The organism is Streptomyces sp. DI166, assembly GCF_900091315.1.
In the GTDB taxonomy this organism is placed as follows: domain Bacteria; phylum Actinomycetota; class Actinomycetes; order Streptomycetales; family Streptomycetaceae; genus Streptomyces; species Streptomyces fuscus.
On record NZ_FLSP01000006.1, the window covers coordinates 1 to 14,018 of the forward strand.

Below are 14,018 nucleotides of genomic sequence, written 5' to 3' on the forward strand. Positions count from 1 at the left end.
GCTGCTGATGATGCGACCCCGGGCCTCCCCGAAACCGATCCGCGTGCCATCGGCGCCCGGCGCCGTCGCGGTGAGGACGATCTCGTCGCCGTCCTCCAGGAACGTGCGCCGCTGACCTCCCACCGTGATGGGTTCCTTGCCGCCCCAGGTGAGTTCGATGAAGGCGCCGCGCTGGTCCTTCTCCGGGCCGGAGATCGTGCCGGAGGCGAAGAGGTCGCCGGTGCGGGAGGGGGCGCCGTTGACGGTCTGGTGGGCCAGCATCTGGGCGGGGGACCAGTACATGGTGGCGTACGGCGGCCGGGAGACGACCTCGCCGTTCCAGGCGACGGTCAGGTCGACGTCGAGGCCCCACGGCTGCCGCATGTGCAGGTACGGAAGAACTGCGGGCTGCTGAACGGGAGTCGGGACCCGCGCCGCGTCCAGGGCGAGCAGCGGCACCACCCACGGCGAGATGGTCGACGCGAACGACTTGCCCAGGTTGGGGCCGAGGGGGACGTACTCCCAGGCCTGGATGTCGCGGGCGGACCAGTCGTTGAAGAGGACCACGCCGAAGATGTGCCGGTCCGCCTCCTCGGTGCCGATGGACTCGCCCATGGCGTTGCCGGTGCCGACGACGAAGCCGAGTTCGGCCTCGATGTCGAGGCGGGTCGACGGGCCGAAGACCGGTACCGGGTCCTGCGGGCCCTTGCGCTGGCCGGAGGGCCGGATGATGTCGGTGCCCGAGACGACGACGGACGCGGCCCGGCCGTGGTAACCGACCGGCAGGTGCTTCCAGTTCGGCATCAGCGGGTCCGGGTTGTCGGGCCGGAACAGCCTGCCCAGGTTCGAGGCGTGGTGCTCGGAGGCGTAGAAGTCGACGTAGTCGGCGACCTCGAACGGCAGATGCAGCGTCACCGCGTCCAGGTCGTGCACGGCCGCCACCGGGATCTCGCCCTGTAGCTCCTCGGTGAGCGCCGCGCGAACCTCGACCCAGCGCGCGTAACCCTGCGCCATGAAGTCGTTCAGGCTCGGCCGCGCGAACACGTCATCGCCCAGCAGCTCGGCCAGGTCGATGACGTGGTCGCCGTAGCGGGTAGCCACGCGCGGCTGTTGGCCCGGCACGGAGTAGACGCCGTAGGGCAGGTTGGTCAGGCCGAAGAGGGAGTCGGCCGGGACGGTCAGGCGGGTGGTGCTGGTCATGCGGATACCTCGGTCAGGTCGGCGACGGTCGCGGCGGGCAGCAGGCCGAGAGCGGCCGACTCGGTGGCGGGTTCGGCCACGGAACAGGTACCGAAGGAGCGGAACACCTCACGGACTTCGGGCGTGAGGGCCCGTACGCGCTCGGCGATCCGTCCGCCGTCACGCTCGGCCAGCAGCCGCGCCACCTCCGCCTCGTCCGCGCCCTTCAGCGCGGCGTCCGTGGCCAGCAGCAGGTTCAGGAACCCGTGCTGCTCGAAACCCGTCTCCGGGTCGGTGTTGCGCAGTGCGTGATGCAGTCCCGCGGTCGCCTTGAACGGCACCCCGGCCCGTACCGCTGCCAGGACGGCCGAGGCGAGTTCGTGCTCGTCGGGGTAGAGATCGGCACGCACACCGCCCGTGCGGAACTTCGCCAGGTACGGCGTCCCGGCCAGCGAGGCGAGCAGCGGCTCGCGCCGGGTGTCGCGCGGAACCTCGACGAAGACGGTCAGGTCGTCATCGCCGAGGGCGGCGCGCAGCGCGGGTACGACCGCCTCAGCGGCGACCCCGTCCGGGACCGCGACCTCCAGTCCGGCCAGCCGCACGGCCGGGACACGCCGCGCCGCGGCGACCGCATCGGCGACACCCGGCAGCGCGACGGTCACCGAGAGGGCGAAGGAGCCCTCGGGCAGACCGGCGGTCAACTCGGCAAGCCGGCCCACGTCCTTGGCGGCGAGCACGAACGCACCCACCAGATCGCCATGGGCGCCCCGTCGGTGCGCCTCGTGGGCCGCGACGGCCTGTTCAAGGGGCAGGCTGCCGGGCGGGAAGACCGCCGCGTCGTCGAACAGGCCGGCGAGCACGGGAGGGATCTGCGGAGTCATCGGTTCTGCTCCCAGGAGTAGGCGTAGGTCCCGTCGTCCGACGCGCGGGCGGCCTCACCGAGTCGGAGGGGCCGGAAGGTGTCGACCATGACGGCGAGTTCGTCGAAGAAGTCCACGCCGATCGACCGTTCCATCGCGCCCGGCTGGGGGCCGTGCGGATGCCCTCCCGGGTGCAGGGAGATCGAACCCTGGTCGATCCCGGAGCCCTTGCGGGCCTCGTAGTCGCCGCCGCAGTAGAACATCACCTCGTCGGAGTCGACGTTGGAGTGGTAGTACGGCACCGGCACGGCCAGCGGGTGGTAATCCACCTTGCGCGGCACGAAGTTGCAGATCACGAAGTTGTTGCCCTCGAAGACCTGGTGCACCGGCGGCGGCTGGTGGACGCGCCCGGTGATCGGCTCGAAGTCACGGATGTTGAACACGTACGGGTAGAGGCAGCCGTCCCAGCCCACCACGTCGAAGGGGTGGTGGGGCAGCGTGTGGACGGTGCCCACGACCCCGCCCGGGCCGCGGTGCTTGATGTGCACCTCGACGTCCTCGCCGTCGACGGCCCTGGGCCCTTCCGGGAGGCGGAAGTCGCGCTCGCAGTACGGCGCGTGCTCCAGGAGCTGGCCGCGCTTGGAGAGGTAGTGGCGGGCGGGTCCGATGTGCGAGGCGGCCTCGATGGCGTAGATCCGCACGACGCCGTGGGGGACGATCCGGTACGTCGTTGCCCGGGGGACGATGACGTAGTCGCCGTCGCCGGCCTCCAGGTCGCCGAAGACGGTCTCCACGCGGGCCCGCCCGTCCTCGATGTACAGGCACTCGTCGCCGATGGCGTTGCGGTAGTACGGGCTGACCGCGTCGGCCGCGACGTAGGCGAGCCGTACGTCGTCGTTGCCGAGCAGGAGGCGGCGGCCGGTCACCGCGTCGATGCCCGGGTCGCCGTCCGCGAAGAGCTTGTGCGTGGACAGGTGGCGGGGGATCAGGGGGTGGTTGGGCACCAGGGACTGGTCGCCGAGGTCCCACACGCGGTACGCGCGCACCGCCGACGGGATGTGCCGGTGGTAGAGCAGCGAGGAGTCCGAGGAGAAGCCCTCCTCGCCCATCAGCTCCTCGTAGTAGAGGTTCCCGTCCGGGTCCCGGTGCTGGGTGTGCCGCTTAGGCGGAACCGAGCCCGCCCGGTGGTAGTACGGCATGTCTCTTCTCCTCAGGACTCGGAGCCGTGGTGCCGTGCAGCGCGGAGTGTGCACTCAGTGGGGAGTGTGCGTTCAGCGCACAATTTTGTGCGTTCGTGGAAACACTTGGAAGTTAGGTCCCGGGCGGCGGCCCAGTCAAGGCGGCCGGTCGGACGCCGGTGCGCCTCCGGTGTGCGTCAGGTGGCCTAACGTGGCGCCCGAAGACGATCTGATGGGATTCCCGCGCGCCGCGTGGGATCAGGAGGTGCTGATGGCCACGCTGCAAGGTCTGGATCGCGGGCTGCGGGCTCTGGACCTGGTCTCCCGGGCGGCCGACGGTCTGACCGTGGCCGACCTCGCGGCGCAGTTGCGGATCGACCGGGCCGTCGCGTACCGGATCGTGCAGACGCTGGAGGAGCACGCGCTGGTCTCCCGGCAGGGCAAGCGACTGCGGCTCGGTGCCGGTGCCGCGGCGCTGGCGGGACGGTTCCAGCAGCAGCTCGTACCGGCGGCCCAGCCGGTGCTCCAGGAACTCGCCGACGCCACCGGTACGTCCGCCTTCCTGACGGTGGCGCACGGGGCGCGGGAGTGCGTGCCGGTGGCGGGGGCGCGGCCGGCCGTGCAGCAGGGGCCGGTCGAGGTGGGTTACCGGATCGGCGTGCGGCATCCGCTGGAGAAGGGGGCGAACGGTGTCGCCATCCTCGCGCTCCAGCCGCCGCACCCGGACGACTCCGAGGAGGTGACCCGGGCCCGGGAACTCGGGTACAGCCTCACCTCGGGGCAGCTCCAGCAGGGGGCCACGGGGATCGCGGCGGGGTTCGAGGTGCCGGGCGCGGCGGGTGCGTCGGTCGGCGTGGTCGCCATGCACGAGTTCGACGTCGAGTCGGTCGCGGCTCTGGTGAAGGAGGCGGCGGCACGGCTGGCCCGTTCGAGGTGAGGCCCTGCCGGACCCCTCTCCACTGGGCAATTTGTACATGCGAGCCGCCCTTACGGCAGGCAAACTGAGCACCTTGAACAGCCAACAACCCAACTGTTGTGCAGGCGGCCGATCCCGGTGTCTTCTACCGCCACGCGCTGGAAACACGCACCGAAAGGGATGACGCATGAGCATCGAGCAGACCCTCACCAGCCAGGAGCGCCTCGCGGACCTCGATCTGCAGCAGCTCAAGCAGCTGGTCGGGCTCGTCGAGTACGACGCCGAGGGCGACCCCTTCCCGGTGACCGGGTGGGACGCGGTGGTCTGGTCGGTGGGCAACGCGACCCAGGCCGCGCTGTACTACCAGACGGTGTTCGGCATGGAACTGGTCGCCTATTCCGGCCCCGAGACCGGCAACCGCGACCACCACGCGTACGTCCTGCGCTCCGGCGCCGTACGGTTCGTCCTCAAGGGCGGCGTCGACCCGGACAGCCCGCTGCTCGACCACCACCGCCGCCACGGTGACGGCGTCATCGACATCGCCCTTGAGGTGCCCGACGTCGACAGGTGCATCAAGCACGCCCGCGCGGAGGGCGCGACCGTGCTGGAGGAGCCGCACGACGTCAGCGACGAGCACGGCACCGTCCGGATCGCGGCCATCGCCACCTACGGGGACACCCGCCACACCCTGGTGGACCGCTCCCGCTACAACGGCCCCTACCTGCCCGGCTATGTCGCCCGCAGCTCCGGCTACGTGAAGCCCGAGGACGAGCCCAAGCGCGTCTTCCAGGCCCTCGACCACGTCGTCGGCAACGTCGAGCTCGGCAACATGGACGAGTGGGTCGGCTTCTACAACCGTGTCATGGGCTTCACCAACATGGCCGAGTTCATCGGCGACGACATCGCCACCGAGTACTCGGCGCTGATGAGCAAGGTCGTCGCCAGCGGCAACCACCGTGTGAAGTTCCCACTGAACGAGCCGGCGGTCGCCAAGAAGCGCTCGCAGATCGACGAGTACCTCGACTTCTACCGCGGCCCCGGCGCCCAGCACCTGGCGCTCGCCACCAACGACATCGTCCGGACCGTCGACGTCCTGCGCTCCAAGGGCATCGAATTTCTTGACACGCCCGAGAGTTACTACACCGACCCCGAGCTGCGCGCCCGCATCGGCGAGGTCCGCGTGCCGATCGAGGAGCTCGCCAAGCGCGGCATCCTCGTCGACCGGGACGAGGACGGCTACCTCCTGCAGATCTTCACCAAGCCGATCGGCGACCGTCCCACCGTCTTCTTCGAGTTCATCGAGCGCCACGGCTCCCTCGGCTTCGGCAAGGGCAACTTCCAGGCCCTGTTCGAGGCGATCGAGCGGGAGCAGGCGAAGCGGGGCAACTTCTGACCGGGCCTGTCCGGTAACGCGGGTCGGGACCACTGCCGGTGCGGCGGTGGTCCCGACCCGCGTCCCGCCTTCCGCTGATCGCGCTCCCGTCAGCCCGCCGCCGCGGCCAGCACCACGTCCACCAGCCTGTCCGCCGCGTCAGGCCTCCCCAGCGCCCGCGCAGAGCGAGCCATGGCCTCGCGCCGCGCGGGGTCGGCCAGCAGTGGGCCCACAGCTGCCCGGAGGCGGTCGGCGGTGACGTCGCCCAGCAGGGCGACGGCAGCCCCGGACTCCTCCAAGTGGCTCGCGTTGTGCGCCTGTTCGTTGCCCGCCGACGTGGCGAGGGGGATGAAGACGGCGGGCTTGCCGAGGGCCGTCAGCTCGGCCAGGGTTCCGGCGCCGCTGCGCGACACGACGATGTCCGCCAGCGCGAGGACGTCCGGCAGTTCCGGGCCGACGAAGCCGGTGAGGTAGTAGCGGGCGGCGAGCCCGGCGGGCAGGGCCGTCGCGTACCGTCGCAGCTCCTCGACATGGTCCGGGCCGCACTGGTGGATCACATTCGCGCCCTCCAGCAGCCAGGACAGGGAGTCGCGGACAACTCCGTTGATCTGCTGGGCCCCTTGCGCGCCGCCCGTGACGTACACGGTCGGCAGCCGTCGGTCGAAGCCGTGCAGGCCCAGGGACTGGACGGCCTTGTCGGCGTGTCCGGTCAGTACCTCCGGGCGGATCGGGTTGCCGGTGACCACCGCGGCACCGCGCACCTCCGCCGCGAGGAGAGGCAGCGTCGACTCCGAGGACACCGCGATCCGCGTCGCCGAACCGGCCAGCTTCCGGTTCGCCAGGCCCAGGCGGACCGTCTGTTCGTGCAGCACCAGCGGACGTCGGCACATGCGCGCGGCCAAGCCCGCGGGGACCGCCACGTAGCCGCCCGTGGCGAGGACCACGTCCGGCAGGAAGTCCGCGACCAGCTTCCGCGCCTGTGCCACACCCAGCGGCACACGCGCCATGTCCCGCATGTTCGCCGCCGACATCATCTTCAGCGGGTTGCTCGAACGGCGGATCTTCCCCGTCGCCACGGTCGCGAACGGGATCCCCTCGGCGCGCGCGACCCGCGCCTCCAGACCCTCGGCCGTACCGATCCACAGCACGTCGAGGCTCCTGCCCTCGACCGCCAGCCGGTTCTGCAGGGTGCGGATCGCGGTGAGCGCGGGGTACGTATGGCCGCCGGTGCCTCCTCCCGTGACGATGAGACGGAAGGTGCCGGGGTGCCTGGGTTCATTCCTCACTCGGCGCACATTACTGGCCTGAGCCTGGCTCCCTGCAAACTCACGCCCCCGAGGGACAGTTGAGAAGGCGTCCTTGGACGCGGACGCGGAAAATGTCGTGCCCGCTCCCGTCCTGATCCCTACACTCTCGACATGCGCCCGGCCCGAAGCGGCCGCAGCGCCCTACGTGTTCCGAGTTCAGAAGTGAGGGGAGACCAGCCGTGCGTACTGTCACCGCTGTCGCCACCCCCTGGGCACGGTTCGACGTGATCCTCGTGTCTTCGTGAGTCCGGTGCCCGCTGCGCGCCCGGCACTGGAGTTCCCGGTCGTAGACCGTCACTGAGTCCTGCCCGCCAACCGGCCCTTCCCGGTGTGCCGCAGGGCGTGTTCCACGGCTCTCGTCCGTCCCATCGCGCCGCCCGCTCATCACTCATGACACGACTCACGTAGAAGGGCCTCAAGGCCGTGCGTACTGACCCAACACCCCGCGCTCTGCAGACCGTTCGCAACCTCGGCATCCTCGCCCACGTGGACGCCGGCAAGACGACCGTCACGGAGCGGATCCTGTTCCTGACCGGCGCCGTCCACAAGCGGGGCGAGGTGCACGAGGGCACCACCGTCACCGACTTCGACTCCCAGGAACGCGACCGGGGCATCACCATCTTCGCCGCGGCCGTCAGTTGTGACTGGGACGGGCACCGGATCAACCTCATCGACACCCCGGGCCACGTGGACTTCGCCGACGAGGTGACGCGTTCGCTGCGCGTCCTCGACGGCGCGGTCGCGGTGTTCGACGCCGTCGCCGGGGTCGAGCCGCAGAGCGAGGCGGTGTGGCGGGAGGCCGACCGGCACGGCGTCGCGCGCCTGGCGTTCGTCAACAAGATGGACCGCGCGGGCGCCGACCTGGACACGGCGGTCGCGTCCATCCGCGAACGCCTGGGCGCCACGCCCCTGGTCGCACAGATGCCGATCGGCAGCGAGGAGCGGTTCACGGGCGTCGTCGACCTGGTCCGGATGCGGGCCCTGGTGTGGCCGGGCGACACCGGCACGTACGAGGAACGCCCCGTGCCCGACGCGTTGCGCGACGAGGCGCTGCGCCGCCGCCGGGCGCTGGACGAGGCCGTCGCGGAACTGCACCCGCGGGCGCTGGAGGAGTACTGCGCCGACGGCACCGTCTCCGAGGTGACCCTGCGCACGGCACTGCGCGAAGTGACCGTCGCGGGCGAGGCCGTGGTGGTGCTGTGCGGTTCGGCGTACCGCAACCGTGGCATCGAGCCGTTGCTCGACGCCGTGGTGGCGTACCTGCCCTCACCGGCGGACGTCCCTCCCGTACGCGGCACGCTCGACGGCACCGAGCAGGAGCGGGCCGCCGATCCCGCGGCGCCGCTGGTCGCGCTGGCGTTCAAGGTGCACGCGGCGCCGACGGGCCGGATGACGTTCCTGCGGATCTATTCGGGCGTACTGATCAAGGGGGACACCGTGCTGGACACGGGCGTCGGACGCATCGAACGCGTGGGCCGCATCCTGCGCGTGCAGGCGGACCGGCACACGGAGACATCCGCGGCCATGGCCGGGGACATCGTCGCCGTGATCGGCCCGAAGTCCGCGCGCGCCGGTACGACACTGTGCGCCCCCTCGGCGCCGCTCGTCCTGGAGGCGCCCAGCACCGCCGACCCCGTGGTGTCCGTGGCCGTCGAGGCACGCCTCGGCAAGGACACCGAACGGCTGGCCTCGGCCCTCGCCCGGCTCGCGGACGAGGACCCGTCGCTGGTCGTGCGTACCGATCCGGAGACCGGCCAGACCCTGCTGTCGGGCCTGGGCGAACTCCACCTGGAGGTGGCCGTGGAGCGACTGCGCCGCGAGCGGGGCCTGGAGGTCTCGGTGGGCCGCCCGCAGGTGTCGTACCGGGAGACCGTGGTCCGCGGGGTCACGGGTCTGGTGTACCGGCACGTCAAGCAGGACGGCGGCGCCGGGCAGTTCGCCCATGTGGTGCTGGACGTCGAGCCGTTGGAGGAGGGCGACGGTTTCGCGTTCGCCTCGACGGTGGTCGGTGGCCGGGTGCCGCGGGACTTCGTGCGCGCGGTCGAGGCCGGGTGCCGGGACGCAATGGCGGAGGGTCCGCTGGGCGGTCATCCGGTGACCGGTGTGCGGGTCACGCTCACCGACGGGTCCACGCACGTCAAGGACTCCTCGGAACTGGCGTTCCGCGCGGCCGGCCGGCTCGGACTGCGCGAAGCCCTGCGGGCCTGTGAACTGCGGCTCCTGGAGCCGGTCGCCGAGGTGACGGTGACCGCGCCCGAGGACTGCGTGGGCACGGTCCTGGGCGACCTCGCGGCGCGCCGCGGACGCGTGTCGGCGTCGGCGATGCGCGGCAGCACGGCGGTCGTGACCGCCACCGTGCCGCTGGCCGAACTGTTCGGCTACGCCACCCGCCTGCGCGGACGCACCCAGGGTCGGGGCACGTTCACCACCCGCCCGGCGGGCTACGCGGAGGTACCGCAGGGCCTGGCGGCGGGAGCCCGGTAGCCGACCGCCGGCCTGAGGTTTAGGCCGGCGGTAACGGGCGTATGCGGCCCCGGACTTCTCGTCCGGGGCCGCATGCCGTATGGGTGCCCAGGGCTCACGACCGCGGGGAGGGGTCGTCCCGCTCGACAACCACTCCCGGCACGACCCGGCCCTGACCCGACTGCGCCTCGGAGGAGTGCTCCGCCTTCATCGCCTTGGCCTCGCTCTTGAGGATCCGCGCGGCCTTGCCCGCCGAACGCGTCAGCTCGGGCAACTTCTTGATGCCCACGACCACGATGATGACGACGAGGACCACGGCCAGTTCGCTCAAGCCGAACATGATGCTGCTCTCTTCCGGTAGAGGCGTCCGGTGGCGGACGGCGACCGACTTCCGGCGTACCGGCGACGAGCCGCAATCTACAATGCTGTAGAAGTATCCCCTGGGGGGTGATCACCCAACAACCCCGCATTCCGGCCTCGTTGGCCGCGACGGGATCTGCAGCGCGTGAAGGAACAGAAGTACAGCACGATGCCGGACCACCACGATCCAAGGGCCGAGGCGACGGCCCCGTCCACCCGCCAGAACCTGGCCCGCCGCTGCCGCTCCCTCACGGAGGCCCGGTGGTTCGCGCTGTCCGTCATCGCCGTCATCCTGGCCAACGCCGCCCTGCTGGGCGTGGAGACCTACACCGGACTGGCCGACGACTGGCGCCGCTGGTTACGCCTGGCCGAACACACCTGCCTCGCCGCCTTCACCGTCGAGATCCTCCTGCGCCTGGCAGCCCACGCCGACCGACCCAAAGACTTCTTCAAGTCGCCGTGGAACCTCTTCGACCTCGCCGTGGTCCTGTGCGCCTTCCTGCCCGTCGTACGCGAGAACACCACCGTTCTACGGCTGCTGCGCCTGGCCCGGGTCCTGCGCACCGCGCGCTTCCTGCCCCAACTCCGCGTCGTCCTGGTCGCGGTGGGCCGCAGCCTGCCCGGCACGCTCAGCTTCCTGCTCGTCGGCGCCCTGCTGCTGTACGTGTACGCCATGCTCGGGTGGGTCTTCTTCGGTCGCAGCGACCCCGAGCACTACGGCTCCCTGGGCCGTGCGGCCCTCACCCTCTTCCTCCTGGTCACCCTGGACGGCATCGGCGACGCCGTGCACGCGGGCATGGAGATCTCCCGCTGGAGCCTGCTCTACTACGCCTCCTACGTCCTGCTGGCCTCCTTCGTCCTGGTCAACGTCCTCATCGGAGTCGTCCTGACCTCCCTCGACGAGGCGCGGGACATGGAGCGCGAGGAGACTCGGGACATGGAGCGCCTGGAGCCACCTGGTCCGGCTGCTCTGCCGGCCGCGCCCGAGGAACGCCACCTGCTACTCGCACGCATAGCCACCGCCCGCCGTGCCCTGGACGACCTCGAACGCGACCTCGCCCGAGGCCTCAACTCATCGGGCGCGCGCCTGCCTTGACCCGCTCCAGCACCAGCGCCGTGGCGGCCTGAACGGTGTACCGGTACTCCGCCTCGCGATCGAACCGTGCGAGATACGGGGCGGCTTCGGCCAGATGAGGCAGGCGGGAGTCCTCCAGCATGCGCTGCCGCACGGCGATGCCGTCCTGGTCGGCGATGCCGAAGGTGGGGCCGGCCTGAACCTCCCGCAGCAGTGTGCCGATCAGCGTGGCCACGAGAAGGCGCACCAGGTGCACGGACTCCTCGACCGGGCACCCCGCTGAGCGCAGCACGGCCGGGAGCGTTTCGACCGGTGCGAGCCCTTCGCAGGACGCGAGCTGACGGGTCAGAACCGGCCCCGCACTCCAGATGCGGGGCCGGTTCACGGACTCAGTGGTCCGCCGCTCCACCGCGGACGACACAGCTGGCGCTGTTCTCCCAGCCCCAGCCGTCTCCGTCGGGGTCGGAGGAGCTGCTCGCGCAGTACGGGTAGCCGTTGGGCGCGGTGCCGTTGCCGCTTCCGCCGTCGGCGGCGCTTCCGCGGACGACACAGCTGGCGCTGTTCTCCCAGCCCCAGCCGTCCCCGTCGGGGTCGGAGGAGCTGCTCGCGCAGTACGGGTAACCGTTCGGGGCGGTGCCGCTGCCGCCTCCGCTGTTCCCGCCGCCGTAGACGGTCGCCCGCTGCGACGTGGCGGCGATCCCGTTGGCCCCGTTGAAGAGCCGCTGGCCCCAGCTCGTCAGCGAGTTGGGGTTGAAGCCGTTGACCAGGTCGAGGTATTCGACGCCGCTGCCGTTGCCGCTCCAGGACCAGCCGAGGTAGCCGATGCCCAGGGACTGCGCGGTGGACATGATGGCGTCCTCGTTGGGGTCGCCGTCGCTGTGCTGGTCCCCGAACTCGCCCACGACGATGGGCAGGTTGTTGCTCCGGAAGGTGTTGAGGTAGCTCTGGACCTCGGAAGCCGTGTCGTACACCCCGTACATGTGGATGGAGAAGATGGTGTTGCGGTCGGGGTCCGCGGCGAACACCGAGGAGGCGTTGTCACGCATGGTGTTCGACCAGTCCTGACCCCAGTTGGGGGCGTCCACCATCAGCGCGTTGTTGATGCCGGCGTTGCGCAGCTTGACGATGGCGCCCTTGGTGGCGCTGGTCCAGGCACTGTAACCGCTGTTGCCGTAGGGCTCGTTGCCGATGTTGACGATGACGTAGTCCTCCTGGCCGGAGAGCACGCTCTTGATACCGACCCAGTAGTTCGCCGCCTGGTCGAGCGAGGCCGCCGCCGAGTCCTCGCCGTAGCCGGTGGTGTCGTGCACCTCCAGCACACAGATGACCTTGCTCGCCTTGCACTGGCCGATCAGCGACGACACCTCGGACGCCGTGGTCCTGGTCCAGCGGTCACCGCTGCTCAGCACGATGCGGACGGTGTTCGCACCCTTCGCGGCGATGTCCGCGATCGAGTCGGTCTCCTGCGGGTACCAGGCGTGCGCGTGGTTGACGCCCCGCATCACGAACTCCTTGCCGTTCGCCTCGTACAGACGGCCGTTACTGACCCGCAGGCCGGTCGCGGCGGCCTCGGCCTCACCGGACGCGCTGCCGAGCAAGGACAGCAACAGGCCGAGCACAGCGGTCAGACCCGCGGCGACGGAGTAGCGGAACGGCCTTCCGCGCAGCGGACTTCTGCGTTGACTTCTCATGTCACTCCCTGGGGAACATCAAACGGATTGCGCACTCAGCGCACGGCTCTGACAACGTTGTCCCACCTGTAATCAGGCAGGGGACAGCTGTGTCTGATGGGGGATCAGGCCGGGGCTGCAAAGGGCGCGCCGACGTCCTTATGAGAGCACTGAATGTTTCGGTCATGTCAATAGGCGCGACAATCATGTTTCATTTCTACGCGCGATGCACAGGGAGGCGCGAGCTAAAATTTGCTAAACCGATTCCGTGCGCGTCGAAGTCCTTGCCTGCATCGCTCAAGTTCCCCTACTTTGCCGGTCAATGCCGTTCTCGGTGAAGCGTGGAGTGTGCTTGGAGGGGTTCATTGGATGTCGTCGATCTATACCGGTTTAATAACGGAAGCTGCCCCCGATCGGTAAACCATCCATCCACCGTTAACGTAACCGCGTGGATCTACTGCAACCGATCATCAAGCCCTACGCCTGGGGTTCCCGCGAAGCCCTGGCCCGCCTGCAAGGGCGCGTCTCGCCCTCCCCGGGACCGGAGGCGGAACTGTGGATGGGGGCGCATCCCGCAGGACCGTCGGTCCTCGTCCGGGACGGGCGGACGCGCACGCTCACGGACGTGGTGAGCGAGGCTCCGGAACGCGAACTCGGTGCCGAGTGCGTCGCGCGCTTCCGCTCCCGCCTTCCCTTCATGCTCAAGGTGCTCGCGGCCGAGCAGCCCCTGTCGATCCAGGTGCACCCCGACCGCAGGCAGGCGGAGGCCGCGTGCAAGTCCCAGGCGGGCGAGGGCGCGCCGGACGGCCCCTACGCAGACGACTGGCCCAAGCCGGAACTCCTCTGTGCGCTGAGCCCGTTCGAGGTCCTCGCTGGATTCCGGACGCGTGAGGAAGCCGCGGCCGTCCTCGACGGACTCGGCCTGGTCGACATTGCCCCCGTCACGGCGCTGCTGACGGCCGGCACCGACGACTCCGCGCTCACGCGCGCGCTGCGGACCCTGCTGGAGTGGCCCGCCGACCGCCAAGGGGCCTTCGTGGCCGCTGTGGTGGACGCCTGCGCCGTGAAGGCGGACGAGCCCGGCGCGTACGCGGACGCATACGGTGCCGTGGTCCGCATGGCCGAGCACCACCCCGGCGATCTCGGACTGGTGGCCTCCCTGCTGATGCGGCATCAGGTCGTCGACATGGGGCAGGCGCTGTACATGCCCGCAGGTGGACTCCACGCCTACGTGCGGGGGTTCGGCGTCGAAGTCATGGCCGCCTCCGACAACGTATTGCGCGCGGGCCTGACTTCGAAAGCGGTGAACGTTCCGGAGCTGCTCAGGATCGTCGACCCGACAGTCCGGGTTCCCGTGGTGAAGCCCCGGACCGTCGACGGGAATCCGCGGACCGAGATCTTCGACTGCCCGGCCGAGGAATTCGCCCTGTTCCGTACGGCTGTCACCGCCGAAGCGGTCCCCCTGCTGCCGCCGGTCGGGCCGCGCGTGGCCCTGTGTGCGGCCGGTGAGGCCCTGCTGCGCGGATCCGGCGGGGAAGTCCTCGGTCTGCGGGCCGGCGCCTCCTGCTTTCTGCCCGACTCGGACCGCGGCATCACCGTGGAGGGGGCCGGCATCCTCTTCGTGGCCGGTACCGGCTTCCAAGCGCACTTGTGACAACG

At 70.3% G+C, this 14,018-nt stretch carries 12 protein-coding genes; 5 read left to right on the plus strand and 7 right to left on the minus strand.

From position 1 onward, the window contains the following. The 3 genes from fahA to GA0115233_RS04490 form a co-directional block, all read right to left on the minus strand. Positions 1–1,179, minus strand: a 1,179-nt coding sequence (gene fahA, locus GA0115233_RS04480; RefSeq protein ID WP_093718753.1) for a fumarylacetoacetase, incomplete at its 3' end; no start/stop codon positions are given. Then, positions 1,176–2,039, minus strand: a complete 864-nt coding sequence (locus GA0115233_RS04485; protein ID WP_093718754.1) for a hypothetical protein — start codon at positions 2,037–2,039, stop codon at positions 1,176–1,178. The genes fahA and GA0115233_RS04485, both read right to left, overlap by 4 nt. Beyond that, on the minus strand, positions 2,036–3,217 hold the full coding sequence (locus GA0115233_RS04490; protein ID WP_093718755.1) for a homogentisate 1,2-dioxygenase: 1,182 nt from the start codon (positions 3,215–3,217) through the stop codon (positions 2,036–2,038). The genes GA0115233_RS04485 and GA0115233_RS04490 overlap by 4 nt, the downstream gene beginning before the upstream one ends. Before the next feature lie 250 nt (positions 3,218–3,467). On the opposite strand from GA0115233_RS04490, the gene GA0115233_RS04495 reads away from it, so the two are divergent. Next, positions 3,468–4,133 carry an IclR family transcriptional regulator gene (locus tag GA0115233_RS04495; RefSeq protein WP_093718870.1) on the plus strand — a complete coding sequence of 222 codons (666 nt, stop codon included), beginning with the start codon at positions 3,468–3,470 and terminating at the stop codon, positions 4,131–4,133. Positions 4,134–4,299: 166 nt separating this feature from the next. Further along, positions 4,300–5,505: a 4-hydroxyphenylpyruvate dioxygenase gene (gene hppD / locus GA0115233_RS04500; RefSeq protein ID WP_093718756.1), complete on the plus strand. Its 1,206-nt coding sequence runs from the start codon at positions 4,300–4,302 to the stop codon at positions 5,503–5,505. Between the two features lie 89 nt (positions 5,506–5,594). Here the strand turns inward: hppD and GA0115233_RS04505 are convergent, their stop codons facing one another. Next, on the minus strand, positions 5,595–6,770 hold the full coding sequence (locus tag GA0115233_RS04505; RefSeq protein WP_093718757.1) for a UDP-N-acetylglucosamine--N-acetylmuramyl-(pentapeptide) pyrophosphoryl-undecaprenol N-acetylglucosamine transferase: 1,176 nt from the start codon (positions 6,768–6,770) through the stop codon (positions 5,595–5,597). 444 nt (positions 6,771–7,214) lie between these two features. On the opposite strand from GA0115233_RS04505, the gene fusA reads away from it, so the two are divergent. Further along, positions 7,215–9,275, plus strand: coding sequence for an elongation factor G (gene fusA / locus GA0115233_RS04510; protein WP_093718758.1), 2,061 nt, complete (start codon positions 7,215–7,217; stop codon positions 9,273–9,275). A 94-nt stretch (positions 9,276–9,369) separates the two neighbouring features. Here fusA and GA0115233_RS04515 read toward each other — a convergent pair whose 3' ends face one another. Next, positions 9,370–9,594: a twin-arginine translocase TatA/TatE family subunit gene (locus GA0115233_RS04515; protein WP_093718759.1), complete on the minus strand. Its 225-nt coding sequence runs from the start codon at positions 9,592–9,594 to the stop codon at positions 9,370–9,372. A gap of 189 nt (positions 9,595–9,783) precedes the next feature. Between GA0115233_RS04515 and GA0115233_RS04520 the strand changes: the two genes are divergently transcribed. Continuing rightward, entirely contained in the window at positions 9,784–10,710 is a 927-nt protein-coding gene (locus GA0115233_RS04520; protein WP_093718871.1) for an ion transporter, read from the plus strand. On the opposite strand, the gene GA0115233_RS04525 is transcribed toward GA0115233_RS04520, so the two are convergent. Together GA0115233_RS04525 and GA0115233_RS04530 are read right to left on the minus strand one after the other, a co-directional pair. Continuing rightward, positions 10,682–10,981, minus strand: coding sequence for a hypothetical protein (locus GA0115233_RS04525; RefSeq protein WP_176711641.1), 300 nt, complete (start codon positions 10,979–10,981; stop codon positions 10,682–10,684). The two genes, GA0115233_RS04520 and GA0115233_RS04525, sit on opposite strands and share 29 nt — an antisense overlap. 97 nt (positions 10,982–11,078) lie before the next feature. Further along, entirely contained in the window at positions 11,079–12,380 is a 1,302-nt protein-coding gene (locus GA0115233_RS04530) for a cellulase family glycosylhydrolase (protein ID WP_093718760.1), read from the minus strand. A gap of 427 nt (positions 12,381–12,807) precedes the next feature. On the opposite strand from GA0115233_RS04530, the gene manA reads away from it, so the two are divergent. Beyond that, complete coding sequence (manA, locus tag GA0115233_RS04535; RefSeq protein WP_093718761.1) at positions 12,808–14,013, plus strand: mannose-6-phosphate isomerase, class I; 1,206 nt, start codon at positions 12,808–12,810, stop codon at positions 14,011–14,013. Positions 14,014–14,018: the final 5 nt, after the last annotated feature.